This is a genomic window from Streptomyces sp. HUAS MG56, from assembly GCF_058673395.1.
Map to the genome: position 1 here is coordinate 3,240,230 of NZ_CM178722.1, position 15,073 is coordinate 3,255,302.

Genomic DNA, 15,073 nt, shown 5'->3' on the forward strand with positions numbered 1-15,073 from the left:
TCGGGCCGCCGCGCTTGTGGGCGAGGCCCTCCTGAAATCTACGCCACGAGTGCCCGGCTCCATTCCATCGGTCCGGTCCTTAGGGTGGGGGCATGCTCTCGGAACCGCGTTCAGGACGCCTCGCCGCTTGGGGAAATGCCCTTTTGGCCGGACTTGTCTCTCCGGACGACGCCGCTCTCGCCATCGTCGGCGAGGACGCGGTGCACCGGGTGGAGGGGCTGCCCGGCGAGTCCGCTCCGGTCGGGCTCACGCTCGCGCTGGGCCGGCTGCGGACGCTGGGGGCGACGGGGCTGCGGGTGGCGCTGCCGGCGTCCGGCCATCCGCTGGGGCTGAGCGGTCCGCCGGAGTTCAACGCGCGGGCGCTGGAGGCCGAGGAGGCGGTGGTCTGCTTCGGTGCGGCGTTGGGGCTGGTGCCGGAGGTGTACGAGGTCGGGCCCGCGGGTGATGTGCATGCCGAGGTGGTCTGGCACGTACTGCCGGTGCGGGAGGCGCCGCCCGCCGACGTGCCGTCGCTGGGCGAGGCCGAGCGGGAGCTGGCGGAGGCGCTGCGCGAGGCGACCGAGGTGCTGTCGAAGCTCGATGTCGCCGCGTCCGGTCCGGTGGCGGAGGCGGCGATCGACGCGTACCGGGCGCGGGCCGAGCACGGCCGGGAGGTGCTGGCGCCGGGGTATCCACCGCGCGCGGTGCGGGTGCTGGAGCTGGCGCGGCGGGTCGCGCTGCTGGTGTCGCTGGCGTACGGCAAAGGGCACGGGGGTGCGGTCAGCGCCGGTGAGATGGCCGCGCGGGCCGAGGCCTTGCGGCCCGTGGAGCGAACGGCACGGCGGGCGCAGGTGGCCGCGTACAACTCGATCGTGGAGGAGCGGGAGCGCGGGGCGCGCTGAACACGAAGGGCTCCCCCGGGCGGCGGTGCCGGGGGGAGCCCTCTGCCGTGGTCAGCCGGTCGTCAGAGGTTGGCGGCGTCGTTGTGGAAGGCCGGGTTCAGGGCGCCGATCACGTTGCCGCTGTTGCCGACCGCGTTCACCGGGACGTGCACCGGCAGCTGACCGAGGTTGCCGGCGATGACGCCAGGAGACTTCACGGCCGCTCCTTGGGCGCCGGCGTCCGCGGCGGCGACACCGGCGGACGCGCTCGCGGCGATACCGGCGAGGGCCACGGCGAATACGGCCTTCTTGGCGATGTTCATGGGGCGGGTACCTCCTGCGTGTGCTGGTACGACCCGGCCGTGGATCGTGCGTTGCCCAACGGCGAAGGCCCCGAAGGGGTACGGCCGCGGCGGTTCGAGGGCCCGTTCGGTGCAGTCGCACGACAAACTGAAAGGCCTCCCGGTGCACACGGGAGGCCTGTGGTCAGTGTTCGGCAGGACTCAGTGGTTGACGCCGAGGTTGCCGAAGGCCGGGTTCAGCGCGCCGATGACGCTCACGCTGTTGCCGACCGCGTTCACCGGGATGTGCACCGGCACCTGAACGACATTGCCCGAGACGACACCCGGGGAGCCCTGGGCCTCGCCGGAGGCCTGGGAGCCACCGTGGGCGGAGGCCAGGCCCGCACCGGCCGCCACCAGACCACCGGCGGCAATCGTCACGGCCGCTGCCTTCTTCAGGTTCTTCACTTTCCAACCCCTCCTAGGCGTTCACCACGGCGGTTCGCCGCGGCACGCACTGGAGAACGGCGTGGCGCGCCGGAGGATGCGCCAGCCGGGTGACATTCCCACGACGGTATGAATCTCAGTCCGGAACATGACCCTTGAGGTTGCCGTGCGTGACGGCCGTGGTGGCGTGGCGGGGAGACGCCGGAGCGGGCGTTTCAGCCGCTCACACCGTGGCGCACGGCCCACAGCGCCGCCTGGGTGCGGTCGGCGAGGTCGAGTTTCATCAGGATGTTGGAGACGTGGGTCTTGACGGTCTTCTCGGACAGGACGAGGGCGCGGGCTATCTCGCGGTTGGAGCGGCCGTCCGCGATCAGGCCGAGCACCTCGCTCTCCCGCTCGGTGAGCGAACCTCCTCTGCCCTGGCCGGAGTTGGAGTCCTCCTGGGAGAGCAGCGCGCCCGCGACCTCCGGCTGCAGCAGGACGTGGCCGGCGTGCACGGAGCGGATGGCGCCGGCGAGCGCGTCGGGGTCCACGTCCTTGTAGACGTACCCGGCGGCGCCCGCGCGCAGGGCCGGGACGACCGTGCGCTGTTCGGTGAAGCTGGTGACGATGAGCACGCGTGCGGGGTTGGCGAGTTCGCGGAGCTTGCGCAGCGCCTCGATGCCGTCCATGCCCGGCATCTTGACGTCCATCAGGACGACGTCCGGGCGCAGTTCCTCGGCGCGGGCGACTCCCTCGGCGCCGTCGGCGGCCTCGCCGACCACCTCGATGTCGTCCTGGACCTCCAGGAAGGTGCGCAGGCCCCGGCGGACGACCTGGTGGTCGTCGACGAGCAGCACCTTGATCGGGTCAGCCACCGGGGACCTCCAGCTCGATCGTGGTGCCCTTGCCGGGCACCGATTCCACGGTCAGTGTGCCGCCGACCCCGCTCGCCCGGTCCCGCATCGAGACCAGGCCCAGATGCCGGCCGGCGCGGCGGACGGCCTGCGGGTCGAAGCCGGTGCCGTCGTCGCTGACGCGCAGCGCGGCGCCGGCGCCGCGCCGGTCCACGCTCACCGCGACGCGCTCGGCGCCGGAGTGGCGCAGCGCGTTGTGCAGGGCCTCCTGGGCGACCCGGAGCAGTGCCTCCTCCTGGGCCGCGGGCAGGGCGCGGAAGCCGGTGCTGGTGAAGGTCACGCGCGCGGTGTGGGCGCGGTCGAGGACCTGGGTCTGGGTGCGCAGGGTGGCGATCAGGCCGTCCTCGTCGAGGGCGGCGGGGCGCAACTCCACGACGGCGGCGCGCAGTTCGTCGACCGCCTCGGCGGCGAGCGCGGCGACCTGCTGGAGCTCGCCCTTCGCGCGCACGGGGTCGCGGTCGACCAGTGCGGCGGCGGCCTGGGCGGTCAGGCGCAGTGAGAAGAGCTTCTGGCTGACAGCGTCGTGCAGCTCGTGGGCGAGGCGGGAGCGTTCCTCGGCGATGGTGAGTTCGCGGCTGCGTTCGTAGAGCCGGGCGTTGGTGAGGGCGATGGCGGCGTGCTGGGCGAGGATGGAGAGCAGTTCCTGGTCCTCGGCGGTGAAACCGCAACTCCCCTCGGGCTTGGGGCAGTTCTTGTTCGCGAGGAAGAGGGCGCCGATGACCTCGTCGCCGTCGCGGATGGGCAGGCCCAGGAAGTCGACCAGGTCGGGGTGGGCGGTCGGCCAGCCCTCGAAGCGGGGGTCCTTGCGCACGTCGGCGAGGCGCTCGGGGCGGGCGTCGCGCAGCATCGCGGCGAGGATGCCGTGCTGGCGGGGCAGCGGGCCGATGGCCTTCCACTGGGCGTCGCTGACGCCGTCGACGACGAACTGGGCGAAGCCGCCGTGATCGTCGGGGACGCCGAGGGCGGCGTACTGCGCGTCGAGCAGTTCGCGGGCGGAGGCGACGATCGTCTTGAGGACGTCGCGCACCTCCAGGTGCCTGCTCATGGCCAGCAACGCGGCACTCACCGCGGCGAGGCCGGACCGGGGGCCTTCACTCATGTCCTCACGGTACCGGCGGGGTGTGACACCGCGGATCGGACCGCCGCCGCCCCGCCCCGGTCCCCTGGGCCTAGGACCGCCGGTCTGGGCCCAGCGGTGTCGCGCGGTGCAGAGCGGTCACCACGCGCGCGCGTACGGGCACGTGTGCGGGGACAGAGGCGGTGCTGCCGGGGCGGACCTGGTCGGCATGCCGGAGTGCCGGGTGCGGGTGGTGGACGGGCTGCCGACCGGGCTGCACGGGCCGCGGGCGACCGCGCCTACGAGGAGAGGCTGACCGGGCTCTACCTGTGGCACGAGTGCGGCGCCGTCGCTCTCGTCCTCCAGGAGGAGAACCCTCACGCACAGCGTTGCGAGGGCAACTCCTCGTGAGAATTCCGCGGATGCGATGTGAGCCCGCGCATAGGGTCCACATCACGTACGAAGGGACATAGGAGATAAACCTTCCCCGCGCGAACGGGAAAGACGGTCCAGTCTGTCCGGTTTTGCCCTTCGCGTCTCCACTACCGGGGATCGTAGGTCACACCTTTGCCTGCACATTTTGCGCCAGCTAAGAATTGCTCTCGTCGCTCAGCGCCGTGGTCCTGAGGCCCGCGGCGTTCGTGCGGGAGGAACCGATTCCCCCGGCGGACGCAGGAGCGACCTCCGCGCTCACGAGAGGTCCATCAGCCATGCCCAAGAACGTTCTCACCCGAGTTCATACCCGCGCCCTGACCAAGCAGGGCAAGATCGCCGTCGCCGGTGTCGCCGCTCTGGGCACTGCCGCCCTCGCCTTCTCGGCCGCCCCCGGCCACTCCGGCACCGTCACCGGCGCCCCGGCCGCTCACGTCCAGGTCGCGGGCAGCAGCACGGCGCTGAAGAACGTCAAGGGCACGGTCACCGACCAGGCCGCCACCGACACGGTCAAGCTCGACCGCATCGCCGCGCAGAAGAAGGCCGACGAGGCCGCCGCGGCCAAGAAGGCCGCCGACCAGGCCGCCGCGAAGAAGGCCGCCCAGGACCGCGCCGCCTCCCAGGCCGCGAACCGCTCCGTCCAGCGCCCCCAGATGGAGACGGTCGCCGCCACGAAGACGTACGCCAACAACCTCGACGGCTGGATCCGCGAGTCCCTGGACATCATGCGCTCCAAGGGCATCCCCGGCTCCTACAACGGTCTGTACCGCAACATCCTCCGTGAGTCCTCGGGCAACCCGATGGCCATCAACAACTGGGACATCAACGCCATCAACGGCATCCCCTCCAAGGGTCTGCTCCAGGTGATCCAGCCCACCTTCAACGCGTACCACGTGTCGGGCACGTCCTGGGACATCTACAACCCGGTCGCCAACATCACCGCCGCCGCCAACTACGCGGCGCACCGTTACGGCTCGATGGACAACGTCAACAGCGCGTACTGAGGCCTGGCGCGGACCTCAGCTACGTAAGCCGAAGGGCGGCACCCCGGAAACGGGGGCCGCCCTTCGGTGTCGTACGGGCGCGGTTACTTGCGCATGACCTCCGGCTCGTGGCGGCGCAGGAAGCGGGCCACGAAGAAGCCGCAGATCACACCGAGCGCGATCAGCGCGATCATGTCCAGGGTCCAGGCCCCTGCCGTGTGGTTCCACAGCGGGTCGGTGCTGGACGGGTTGTCGGTGTTCGGGGAGATGTTGTTGAAGTCCAGCGTGGCGCCGGCCGCGGCCACCGCCCAGCGCGACGGCATCAGGTACGAGAACTCGTTGACGCCGAGCGTGCCGTGCAGGGTGAACAGGCAGCCGGTGAAGACGACCTGGATGATCGCGAACATCACCAGCAGCGGCATGGTCTTCTCGGCGGTCTTCACCAGCGAGGAGATCACCAGGCCGAACATCATCGAGGTGAAGCCGAGCGCCATGATCGGCAGGCACAGCTCGAACAGCGTCGAGCCGCCGAGCACCACGCCCTGGTCCGGGATCGTCCGGCTGGCGAAGCCGATCACGCCGACCAGCAGGCCCTGGAGCACGGTGACGGCGCCGAGCACGACCACCTTGGACATCAGGTACGCCGACCGGGACAGACCCGTCGCGCGTTCCCGCTCGTAGATGACCCGTTCCTTGATCAGCTCGCGGACCGAGTTCGCGGCGCCCGCGAAGCACGCGCCGACGGCGAGGATCAGCAGCACCGTGGTGGCCGTGCCGTTCGGGATGTGCGCGCCGGTGATCTTGTTGATCATCGGGTTCACCAGCAGACCCCGCTTGTGGTCGATCAGGAGGCTGACCGAGCCGAGCACCGCGGGCAGGATCACCGTCAGCGCCAGGAAGCCCTTGTCGGAGACGATCACCGACACATAGCGCCGGATCAGGGTCAGCAGCTGCGAACCCCACGGCTGGGGCTTCGGCGGCCTGATGGCCTGCATCGGAGGCATGTGCTGTACGGACTGCGGGGCCGCCGCGTCGACGTCCGCCGCGTACATCTGGTAGTGCTGCGAGCCCTTCCAGCGGCCCGCCCAGTCGTAGTCGCGGTAGTTCTCGAAGGCGGAGAAGACGTCGGCCCAGCTGTCGTAGCCGAAGAAGTTCAGCGCCTCCTCCGGCGGGCCGAAGTACGCCACCGCGCCGCCCGGCGCCATCACCAGCAGCTTGTCGCACAGTGCCAGCTCGGCCACCGAGTGGGTGACGACGAGGACGGTGCGGCCGTCGTCGGCGAGGCCGCGCAGCAGCTGCATGACGTCACGGTCCATGCCCGGGTCGAGACCGGAGGTCGGCTCGTCCAGGAAGATCAGCGACGGCTTGGTGAGCAGCTCCAGCGCCACCGAGACACGCTTGCGCTGGCCGCCGGAGAGCGAGGTGACCTTCTTGTCCTTGTGGATGTCGAGCTTCAGCTCGCGCAGCACCTCGTCGATGCGGGCGTCGCGCTCCTGCGCCGTGGTGTCGGCCGGGAAGCGCAGCTTGGCCGCGTACTTCAGGGCCTTCTTGACGGTCAGCTCCTTGTGCAGGATGTCGTCCTGCGGGACCAGACCGATGCGCTGGCGCAGCTCGGCGAACTGCTTGTACAGGTTCCGGTTGTCGTACAGCACCTCGCCCTGGTTGGCGGGCCGGTAGCCGGTGAGCGCCTTGAGCAGGGTCGACTTGCCGGAGCCGGACGGGCCGATGACCGCGATCAGCGACTTCTCCGGGACACCGAAGGAGACGTCCTTCAGGATCTGCTTGCCGCCGTCGACCGTGACGGTCAGATGGCGCGCGGAGAAGGAGACCTCACCGGTGTCGACGAACTCCTCCAGCCGGTCGCCGACGATCCGGAAGGTGGAGTGGCCGACACCGACGATGTCGGCCGGGCCGAGCAGCACCGAGCCGCCCTTGGCGATCGGCTGGCCGTTGACGTACGTGCCGTTGTGCGAGCCGAGGTCGCGGATCTCGAAGCGGCCGTCGGGCGTCGAGTGGAACTCGGCGTGGTGCCGCGAGACCTGCAGGTCGGAGACGACCAGCTCGTTCTCCAGGGCACGGCCGATGCGCATGACGCGGCCGACCGCGAACTGGTGGAACGTGGTCGGGCTGCGGTCGCCGTAGGCCGGCGGCGCCCCCGCGCCACCACCGGGATGCGCTTGCGCGTACGGGTCGGCGGGCCCCGCCTGCTGCGGGAACGCCGACGCCTGCGGCTGCTGCTGCCACCCGGCCGGCGCGGCCTGCTGCGGCGTCGGCGCCTGCTGGGCCGGTGCCTGCTGCGGTACCGCTGCCTGCGGTGCGGCGGCTGCCTGCTGCGGGGCCTGCTGGGCCCAGCCCGGCGCACCGGCGCCCTGCGCGGCGTACGGCGCGGGCTGCTGCCGGCCCGCCGCGGCACCGGACAGATTCAGCCGCGGTCCGTCGGTCGCGTTGCCGAGATGCAGCGCCGTGCCCGGGCCGATCTCCACCTGCTGGATCCGCCGGCCCTGCACGAACGTGCCGTTGGTGCTGCCGTGGTCCTCGATGACCCAACTACGGCCGTCGAAACTGACCGTGGCGTGTCGCCAGGACACCCTGGCGTCGTCGAAGACGATGTCACCCTGCGGATCGCGGCCGAGGGTGTACGGCCTGGACGGATCCAGCGTCCAGGTCCGTCCGTTTGATTCCAGAACGAGTTCAGGCACTCCATGCCCCACTGAGTTGTCCCCCGAATTACCCCCATCGCAGGGAGTCTAGGGATGTCGAACATCGGGGGGAACTATTTCAGGCTCCGGCCCCTGACCGAAACCCGGGCCTTGTCACGAATGCGTCCGTGCGCTGCAACAGGCGCCGTTGACGGGGTTGAAATCCCCCCGGAGAGTGGTAATCCCGGCGAGGGGGACACGCGCGGCCGGGCCGTCGCGCCGCGGTTCGACGGGATCCGCCAGGAGGGGATCGGGGGCTGACATGAGGTCTGCCACGCGTGCCGGGACCGCACGGCGCGCCGGAAAGGTGCCCTGGGCCGACGCGCTGTTGTCCGCGATCGCGGCGGTGAGCTGGGCGCTGGCCGGGATGGCCGGCACGGCCGCGCTCGGGCTGCATCTGCTCCGGGCGGACGCGGCCGGCTCACTGGGCCCCATGACGGCGGCCGTTGTGGCACTAGGGGCGGGTGGTTCGGTCGTACCGTCGGGCGATGTGTCCGCTTTCGGACTCAAAGGCGAGGCGGCGCACGCGGCCATCGAGATCACGCCACTCGGGGTGAGCCTGGTCGGTGCCCTGCTGTTGTCGTGGTTCTTCCTACGGTCCTTACGCACGGCGGGAGTTGTGATCACGCCCGCCGAACTCCTCGCGCGTGCGGGCACGGTGGTCGCGCTCTTCGTCGCGCTGCTGGGCGGGCTCGCCTGGGCGGGGCACGACGTCATCACCGTGGACGGCGGCTCGCTCGGCACGGGCGGCCTGCTCGGCACGGGCGGCGCGGGCGGAAAGGGGGGCGGCGGGCTCACCCTGCCCGGCATCGGCGACGTGGGCGGACTGCTGCCGCACGGGATCGGCGGTCTGATCCACGCCCGGGCCGGCGTCGGTTTCACCGTGGACACCCCGGCCACGCTGCTGGGCGGCCTCGGCTGGTGCGCCGGCGTCCTGCTGCTCGCGCTGCTGGCCGCGCGCCGCGCGCCGCTGCCCCCGGGCTGGTCCGCCGTGCACCGGGTGGTCCGGCCGGCGGTCTCGGCGCTCGTCACCGTGCTCCTGCTGACCGTGGCGGCCGGGCTCGCGGCGGCGGTGTACGCGGCGATCGGCGACGACCATCCGCGCAGGATCGCCGGAGCGGCCCTGCTCGGCACCCCGAACGGCGTCTGGCTCGGCCTGCCCCTCGGCCTGTTCGTCCCCTGGGACGGTCACGCCACGGGGCTGCTCCGCGCCTTCCTCCCCCATCCGCTGGACCAGTTCCTCGGCACGACCGCCGACCGGCCGGTGACCCTGGATCGGCTGGCCGGCCTGGACGGCCGCGTGTGGCTGCTGGGGGTGGCGGCGGCCCTGGCGATGCTGCTGGCCGGCGTACTGACGGCGGTCCGTACGCCGGTGGCACGCCGGCCCGGCGAGGGCCACGAGGTACGGGCGCCCGGTGGCGCTCCCGGTCGCGGGAAGACGCCACCCGGTGGCGCTCTCGGCCTGGCCGCCCGCTGTGCGCTGCGACTGGCCGTCGTGACGGCGCTCGCTCTCCCGCTGCTCGCCCGGCTGACGGATGTCTCCGTGACCGCGTCCCTGTCCGTGCTCGGCTTCGACGCCTTCGGCGCGGGCATCGCCCTGCACGGGCACCTCGGCGCCGCGCTCCTGCTGGGGGCGGCGTGGGGGGCCGGGGCCGGGGCGACGGGAGCGCTGCTGGCGTGGGGCGCGGGGGCGGCGGGGTCCGGGGCGGTGTGGGCGGCTCGGGACGTCGCGGGGTGGGGGAACGGTGCGCAGGCGGGCGGGGGCGCGGGGTACGACGAAGAGGCGCGGCCGACGGGGCACGGCGACGGCGCGGGACCGTATGTGCCGAGCGTGCCGTACCGGCCGCCGAACCCGGACACCAATCCGTACCTGCGGGTGCCGGGGGAAGCGGGCGAGGAGCCGCAGGACGCACGGCCGCCGGGGGCCGCGGACGACGCGTCGCGGGCCGGGGGCGGTCCGCCGGGGGCTCAGGGCGGGACGTACGGCATGTACGGCGCACCGACCATCGACGGGCCCGTCGGCCCCGCTCCCCCGGGCTCTCGGCGCCGTCCCGCCCCACGGCCGGACGGCTCCCCGCCGGGGCCGGAGCGCACGCAGTGGCCACCGCCACCCCCGCCTCCCCTGCCACCACCGCCACCGCCGGGGAAACCGAAGCGCACGGGATGACCGGTGGCTCCGTCGCCCGGCCCGGCGCGGCGCTCTCGCCGCCGTCCTTCGTGTGGCGGCAAGATCCCTGACACCCGCCCGACATCCATTGTTCCGTGTCCGTCAGGCGGACCTCTGCGGCGCCAGGCACTGGGTGCCGGATACGGTGGTGACACCATGAGCGCTTCGCAGACCGCCGCTTCGCAGACCCCTGAGGCCCCCACCCTCCTCGTCAAGATCTTCGGCAAGGACAGGCCGGGCATCACGGCCGGGCTCTTCGACACCCTCGCCGCCTACCTGGTCGACGTGGTCGACATCGAGCAGGTCGTCACCCGGGGCCGGCTGGTGCTGTGCGCGCTGGTGACCCAGCCGCCGGCCGGTCTGGAGGGCGACCTGCGGGCCACCGTGCACAGCTGGGCCGAGTCGGTGAAGATGCAGGCGGAGATCATCTCGGGGCACGGCGACAACCGGCCGCGTGGTCTCGGGCGCTCCCTGGTGACCGTGCTCGGCCATCCGCTCACCGCCGAGTCGACGGCCGCCGTGGCCGGGCGGATCGCGAAGACCGGCGGCAACATCGACCGTATCTTCCGGCTCGCCAAGTACCCGGTGACGGCTGTGGAGTTCGCGATCTCCGGGGTGGAGACCGAGCCGCTGCGCACGGCTCTGGCGTCCGACGCGGCGGCACTGGGTGTCGACATCGCGGTCGTCTCGGCGGGCCTGCACCGGCGCGCCCAGCGACTGGTGGTCATGGACGTGGACTCCACGCTGATCCAGGACGAGGTCATCGAGCTGTTCGCGGCGCACGCCGACTGCGCGGACAAGGTCGCCGAGGTGACGGCGGCGGCGATGCGCGGGGAGCTGGACTTCGAGCAGTCACTGCACGCGCGCGTGGCGCTGCTGAAGGGGCTGGACGCCTCCGTCGTGGAGAAGGTGCGCAACGAGGTCCGGCTGACACCGGGCGCGCGCACCCTGATCCGCACGCTGAAACGACTCGGCTACCAGGTCGGTGTGGTCTCCGGCGGCTTCACCCAGGTCACGGACGATCTGAAGGAACGGCTGGGCCTGGACTTCGCGCAGGCCAACACGCTGGAGATCGTCGACGGGAAGCTCACCGGCCGGGTCACCGGCGAGATCGTGGACCGGGCCGGCAAGGCGCGGCTGCTGCGGCGGTTCGCCGCGGAGGCGGGGGTGCCGCTGTCACAGACCGTGGCGATCGGCGACGGTGCCAACGATCTGGACATGCTGAACGCGGCCGGCCTGGGCGTGGCCTTCAATGCCAAGCCGGTGGTCCGCGAGGCGGCGCACACGGCGGTGAACTTCCCCTTCCTCGACACCGTGCTGTACCTGCTGGGCATCACCCGCGAAGAGGTCGAGGCGGCCGACACGCACGACGAGGACTGAGCGGGCCCGCACAACGGCCCGCGTACGGAGAAGGGCCCGGTACCGCCCGCGCGGCGCCGGGCCCTTCGTCTTCCGCTCCGCGTCAGCTGTGCGGGGCCCAGAAGTCGACCAGCTTGGCCACGCCGTGCTCCACGGACTTCCAGGAGCCCTCGAAGGTGAGCACCGCGAAGGCGGCGGTCGGGAAGCCGGTGCGGTTCATCCGCGGGAGGCACTCGCCCTCGGTCTCGCCCGCGAGGGCGTCGGCGAGGGCGTGGATCCCGGGGTTGTGGCCGATCAGGACGAGGTTGCGCACGTCGTCCGGGGTCTCGTTGAGCAGGGCGATCAGCTCGCCCAGGGATGCCTCGTAGACCCGCTCCTCGTAGACGGTCCTCGGTCGCTCCGCGAGCTCGTGGACGGCGAGCTTCCAGGTCTCACGGGTCCGGGCGGCGGTGGAGCAGAGGGCCAGGTCGAAGGTGATCCCTGCGTCGGCCAGCTTGCGGCCCGCGACGGGGGCGTCCTGACGGCCGCGCTCGGCGAGGGGCCGTTCGTGGTCGGCTTCCTGGCCCCAGTCGGCCTTCGCATGCCGGAGGAGGACGATCTTGCGAGGTTCTTCAACGCTCATGAAACCCAGCTTCGCATGAAACAAGCCAGGTGGTGCAGGGAGTTGGTGTGGGGGTTCACCCGCGCACGGGGCTCCGGATCAGCGCGCGAGGAGTTGCTGGGCGCGTTCGAAGAGGTGCGTGATCGTGGGGTCGCCGCCCGCCGCGTGTGCGTCCGACGGGTTCAGTATGAGCAGCAGCAGCGAGATGAACGCGAGCGCGGGCAGGGCGAGGGCCCACCAGGGCAGCCGGATGTCGACGCCGCTCGTGGGCGCCGCGTGGGGCCGGGAGTGGGTACGGGCCGACATGATCGCCTCCGCGGGTCTTCGAGCGGGTCCGTGACCGCCTCGCGCGGTCACCACTCGAAGCTACGGAATCCGCGTCCTGCGGCCCATCCGGAGATCCACCCACTTCACCCTGACCCTTACCCCCTAGGGGATGGTGGGGCCAGCCCCACCATCCGCCGGGACGGAGGGCCCGGGTGCGGCCCTCACGGGGAGGCGATGATCGCGATGACGGCGATGACGGCGAAGATGGCGAAGAACGAGCCGAAGACGATCAGCATCTTCTTCTGGCCGTTCTGCGGGTTCGGGTCGAGCACAGGCTGCATGCCGTCAGTCTCGCACCGGTTCCCCGCGCGCGTGCGGCCGGGGTGGTCCGCTCAGCGTGGCGCCGTGGCTGGGTGACTCCGTGGCTCCGGGGTGGCACGCGCGCGGGGGCGGTCCGCTCAGTGGGCCGCCGCCTCTTCCTCCACCGTGCGGTTGCGGCCCGCCAGGAAGCCGACCAGCATCTGCGGCACCATCAGGCCCGCCATGAGGGCGATCGGCAGCCCCCAGCCACCGCTCTGCTGGTAGAGCACGCCGACCAGCAGCGGGCCCGGAATGGAGATCAGATAGCCGGTGCTCTGCGCGAACGCGGACAGCTGGGCCACGCCCGCACCGCTCCGGGCGCGCATGCCGACCATGGTCAGGGCCAACGGGAAGGCGCAGTTGGAGATGCCGAGCAGCACCGCCCAGGCCCAGGCGCCGCCGGCCGGCGCGAGGTACAGGCCGGCGTATCCGGCGAGCCCGCACACACCGAGGACCAGCACGATCGGCCCCTGGTGGGGCAGCCGCGTGGCGACGCGCGGGATGACGAAGGCCAGCGGCACGCCCATCACCATGGTGACGGCGAGCAGCAGGCCGGCGGTGCCGGCCGCGACACCGGCGTCCCGGAAGATCTGCGCCATCCAGCCCATGGTGATGTAGGCGGCGGTGGCCTGGAGACCGAAGAAGACGGCGAGCGCCCACGCGGTGCGGCTGCGGGTGATGCGCAGGGGCACGGACTGCTCCTCGGCCGCCGCTCCGGCCGTGCGCGCCCGCTCCGGCCGCGCCTGCTCCGGCCGCGCCTGCTCCGGCCGCTGCTGCCCGGGGGCGGCGCCGCGGTCGCGGACGAGCGGCAGCCAGGGCAGGACGGCGGCGGCCGCGAGGCCGGCCCACACGGCGAGGCCGGACTGCCAGTCGCCGCCCATCGCGTCCGTCAGCGGCACGGTGACCGCGGCGGCGAGGGAGGTGCCCAGGGCGAGGGCCATCGAGTAGAGACCGGTCATGGAGCCGACGCGGTCGGGGAACCAGCGCTTGACGATGACGGGCATGAGCACGTTGCTGACCGCGATGCCCATGAGGGCGAGCGCGGTGGCGGCCAGGAATCCGGCGGTGCCGCCGACGTACGGCCGTATCAGCAGGCCCGCCGTGATGGCGACCATGCCGGCGCAGACCACGGCGGCCGGGCCGAAGCGGCGGGCCAGGCGGGGGGCGGTGACGCCGAAGACGGCGAAGCAGAGCGGGGGCACGGAGGTGAGCAGACCGGCCACGCTGCCGCTCATGCCGAGCCCGTCGCGCACCTCCTCCAGGAGGGCGCCGAGGCTCGTGATGGCCGGGCGGAGGTTCAGCGCGGACAGCACGATGCCGAGGACGACCAGCCGCGTCGCCCACGCGCGCGTGCGGCCTGCGCCGGGGGGCGTCTCGGGGGTACTCGCCGCGGCGGCACCGCGTCCGGTGGACGACGTGGACGTGGATGACATCGCCGTACGCGTGTCCGCCGTCCGGGTTTCCGCTGTCCGGGTTTCCTCACTAGCCATGAGACCCATCATAGAATGATGGGATGATTGACTGTCCATTCCCGGGTCGTACGGACCCGGGCCCGTCGTGCGAAGGTGTGCCATGCCCCTGAGCCATCCGCGCCGTTCGGCGCTGTCCGAGCAGGTCATCGCCGAACTGCGCAACCAGATCACCTCCGGCGAGTGGCCCGTCGGCTCACGCATCCCGACGGAACCGGAGCTGGTCGAGCAGCTGGGGGTCGCCCGCAACACCGTCCGCGAGGCCGTGCGCGCGCTGGCGCACAACGGGCTGCTGGACATCCGGCAGGGCTCGGGCACGTACGTGGTGGCGACGAGTGAGCTGGCCGGGGTGATGCACCGCCGGTTCGCCGACGCCGACCCGCGGCACATCGCCGAACTGCGCGCCGCGCTGGAGTCGGCCGCGGCCAAGCTGGCCGCCGAGCGGCGTACCGAGAAGGACCTCAAGCACCTGGACGCGCTCATGCGGCGGCGCGAGGAGGCCTGGGAGACGGGCGAGGCGGAGGCGTTCGTGGCCGCCGACGCCACCTTCCACCTGGCCGTCGTGGCCGCCTCCCACAACGACGCCATGACGGCGATGTACGCCGACCTGGGCGAGGTCCTGCGGGACTGGCTGCGCGCGGACGTGGGGGCGGAGCTGACCCCGGAGACGCACATGGACCACACCCGGCTGATGGACGCGATCCGCAACGGCGACAGGGAGGCGGCCGCGACCGAGGCGGCGAGCTATCCGTTCCTGTGCCGCCCGGGCCGGTTCAGCGCTCCCTCTGGTGGCTGATCCAGACCGCGCGGACGGCCTTCCAGCACCGGCCCGTGAGCCGTACGGTCAGGGCGGGCGGGGTGTCCACCGGTGCGCTGTCGGTGCCGATGTCCCACCACTGCGCGCACTTGATGTGCAGGCGTACGCGGTCGGTGTCGACGTAGGGGTTGTGGCAGTAGGCCACCACGTGGGAGCCGTGGACGTCGGTCCGGCAGGCGGCGCCGAAGAGGTTCGGCGCGGGCGGCTTTCCGCCGTCCACGCGCGCGTAGGGCATCGCGTCGTACGGCAGACAGAGCACGAGGGCCACGGCCACGGTCACCGGAGCCAGGCGTCCGGGCAGGCGCACAAGGGGCCTCCTCTGCCGGGCCGGGGAGGATCGCGCGAGGTGAACGCGTAATCAGAGTGCGCCGTTGGGCG

The 15,073-nt window shown here is 72.2% G+C and carries 15 protein-coding genes; 5 read left to right on the top strand and 10 right to left on the bottom strand.

What is annotated here, in order from left to right; all coding sequences use genetic code 11:
• Window positions 1–92: 92 nt before the first annotated feature.
• The gene (locus AC4OXY_RS15415; protein WP_356031096.1) at window positions 93–881 is read left to right on the top strand and encodes an Rv1486c family protein; all 789 of its coding nucleotides are present in this window, start codon (window positions 93–95) and stop codon (window positions 879–881) included.
• A gap of 62 nt (window positions 882–943) precedes the next feature.
• On the opposite strand, the gene AC4OXY_RS15420 is transcribed toward AC4OXY_RS15415, so the two are convergent.
• From AC4OXY_RS15420 to AC4OXY_RS15435, 4 genes are all read right to left on the bottom strand, one after another.
• On the bottom strand, window positions 944–1,183 hold the full coding sequence (locus AC4OXY_RS15420) for a chaplin (protein ID WP_356031095.1): 240 nt from the start codon (window positions 1,181–1,183) through the stop codon (window positions 944–946).
• Window positions 1,184–1,363: 180 nt separating this feature from the next.
• Window positions 1,364–1,609 carry a chaplin gene (locus AC4OXY_RS15425; RefSeq protein ID WP_356031093.1) on the bottom strand — a complete coding sequence of 82 codons (246 nt, stop codon included), beginning with the start codon at window positions 1,607–1,609 and terminating at the stop codon, window positions 1,364–1,366.
• A 194-nt stretch (window positions 1,610–1,803) separates the two neighbouring features.
• Window positions 1,804–2,445 carry a response regulator gene (locus AC4OXY_RS15430; protein ID WP_356031091.1) on the bottom strand — a complete coding sequence of 214 codons (642 nt, stop codon included), beginning with the start codon at window positions 2,443–2,445 and terminating at the stop codon, window positions 1,804–1,806.
• Window positions 2,438–3,583: a GAF domain-containing sensor histidine kinase gene (locus AC4OXY_RS15435; protein ID WP_356031090.1), complete on the bottom strand. Its 1,146-nt coding sequence runs from the start codon at window positions 3,581–3,583 to the stop codon at window positions 2,438–2,440. The genes AC4OXY_RS15430 and AC4OXY_RS15435 overlap by 8 nt, the downstream gene beginning before the upstream one ends.
• Before the next feature lie 668 nt (window positions 3,584–4,251).
• Between AC4OXY_RS15435 and AC4OXY_RS15440 the strand changes: the two genes are divergently transcribed.
• Window positions 4,252–4,977, top strand: a complete 726-nt coding sequence (locus tag AC4OXY_RS15440) for a transglycosylase SLT domain-containing protein (RefSeq protein WP_356031089.1) — start codon at window positions 4,252–4,254, stop codon at window positions 4,975–4,977.
• Between the two features lie 83 nt (window positions 4,978–5,060).
• Here AC4OXY_RS15440 and AC4OXY_RS15445 read toward each other — a convergent pair whose 3' ends face one another.
• Window positions 5,061–7,655 (bottom strand): FHA domain-containing protein, encoded by a 2,595-nt coding sequence (locus tag AC4OXY_RS15445; protein ID WP_362818855.1) that lies wholly within the window; start codon window positions 7,653–7,655, stop codon window positions 5,061–5,063.
• A gap of 262 nt (window positions 7,656–7,917) precedes the next feature.
• On the opposite strand from AC4OXY_RS15445, the gene AC4OXY_RS15450 reads away from it, so the two are divergent.
• Both AC4OXY_RS15450 and serB read left to right on the top strand, forming a co-directional pair.
• A complete protein-coding gene (locus tag AC4OXY_RS15450; RefSeq protein WP_491994076.1) occupies window positions 7,918–9,822 on the top strand; it encodes a streptophobe family protein in 1,905 nt (634 codons plus the stop codon).
• A gap of 156 nt (window positions 9,823–9,978) precedes the next feature.
• Window positions 9,979–11,202 (top strand): phosphoserine phosphatase SerB, encoded by a 1,224-nt coding sequence (gene serB / locus AC4OXY_RS15455; RefSeq protein WP_356031083.1) that lies wholly within the window; start codon window positions 9,979–9,981, stop codon window positions 11,200–11,202.
• 82 nt (window positions 11,203–11,284) lie between these two features.
• Here serB and AC4OXY_RS15460 read toward each other — a convergent pair whose 3' ends face one another.
• From AC4OXY_RS15460 to AC4OXY_RS15475, 4 genes are all read right to left on the bottom strand, one after another.
• A complete protein-coding gene (locus AC4OXY_RS15460) occupies window positions 11,285–11,803 on the bottom strand; it encodes a SixA phosphatase family protein (RefSeq protein ID WP_356031082.1) in 519 nt (172 codons plus the stop codon).
• 78 nt (window positions 11,804–11,881) lie between these two features.
• Window positions 11,882–12,088, bottom strand: a complete 207-nt coding sequence (locus AC4OXY_RS15465; protein WP_376290973.1) for a hypothetical protein — start codon at window positions 12,086–12,088, stop codon at window positions 11,882–11,884.
• A gap of 182 nt (window positions 12,089–12,270) precedes the next feature.
• Complete coding sequence (locus tag AC4OXY_RS15470; protein WP_256255592.1) at window positions 12,271–12,390, bottom strand: SGM_5486 family transporter-associated protein; 120 nt, start codon at window positions 12,388–12,390, stop codon at window positions 12,271–12,273.
• A 117-nt stretch (window positions 12,391–12,507) separates the two neighbouring features.
• The gene (locus tag AC4OXY_RS15475) at window positions 12,508–13,899 is read right to left on the bottom strand and encodes a CynX/NimT family MFS transporter (protein WP_491994077.1); all 1,392 of its coding nucleotides are present in this window, start codon (window positions 13,897–13,899) and stop codon (window positions 12,508–12,510) included.
• Window positions 13,900–13,981: 82 nt separating this feature from the next.
• Here AC4OXY_RS15475 and AC4OXY_RS15480 point away from each other — a divergent pair, with 82 nt between their 5' ends.
• Entirely contained in the window at window positions 13,982–14,674 is a 693-nt protein-coding gene (locus AC4OXY_RS15480; RefSeq protein WP_356031077.1) for a FadR/GntR family transcriptional regulator, read from the top strand.
• On the opposite strand, the gene AC4OXY_RS15485 is transcribed toward AC4OXY_RS15480, so the two are convergent.
• Window positions 14,652–15,002, bottom strand: coding sequence for a hypothetical protein (locus AC4OXY_RS15485; protein WP_362818864.1), 351 nt, complete (start codon window positions 15,000–15,002; stop codon window positions 14,652–14,654). The genes AC4OXY_RS15480 and AC4OXY_RS15485 overlap by 23 nt on opposite strands.
• Window positions 15,003–15,073 lie beyond the last annotated feature (71 nt).

Bases quoted from the DNA above. Each gene is read 5' to 3' on its own strand.
- AC4OXY_RS15415 (WP_356031096.1), top strand. From the start codon at position 93: ATGCTCTCGGAACCGCGTTCAGGACGCCTCGCCGCTTGGGGAAATGCC.
- AC4OXY_RS15420 (WP_356031095.1), bottom strand. From the start codon at position 1,183: ATGAACATCGCCAAGAAGGCCGTATTCGCCGTGGCCCTCGCCGGTATC.
- AC4OXY_RS15435 (WP_356031090.1), bottom strand. From the start codon at position 3,583: ATGAGTGAAGGCCCCCGGTCCGGCCTCGCCGCGGTGAGTGCCGCGTTG.
- AC4OXY_RS15440 (WP_356031089.1), top strand. From the start codon at position 4,252: ATGCCCAAGAACGTTCTCACCCGAGTTCATACCCGCGCCCTGACCAAG.
- AC4OXY_RS15450 (WP_491994076.1), top strand. From the start codon at position 7,918: ATGAGGTCTGCCACGCGTGCCGGGACCGCACGGCGCGCCGGAAAGGTG.
- serB (WP_356031083.1), top strand. From the start codon at position 9,979: ATGAGCGCTTCGCAGACCGCCGCTTCGCAGACCCCTGAGGCCCCCACC.
- AC4OXY_RS15460 (WP_356031082.1), bottom strand. From the start codon at position 11,803: ATGAGCGTTGAAGAACCTCGCAAGATCGTCCTCCTCCGGCATGCGAAG.
- AC4OXY_RS15465 (WP_376290973.1), bottom strand. From the start codon at position 12,088: ATGTCGGCCCGTACCCACTCCCGGCCCCACGCGGCGCCCACGAGCGGC.
- AC4OXY_RS15470 (WP_256255592.1), bottom strand. From the start codon at position 12,390: ATGCAGCCTGTGCTCGACCCGAACCCGCAGAACGGCCAGAAGAAGATG.
- AC4OXY_RS15475 (WP_491994077.1), bottom strand. From the start codon at position 13,899: ATGGCTAGTGAGGAAACCCGGACAGCGGAAACCCGGACGGCGGACACG.
- AC4OXY_RS15480 (WP_356031077.1), top strand. From the start codon at position 13,982: ATGCCCCTGAGCCATCCGCGCCGTTCGGCGCTGTCCGAGCAGGTCATC.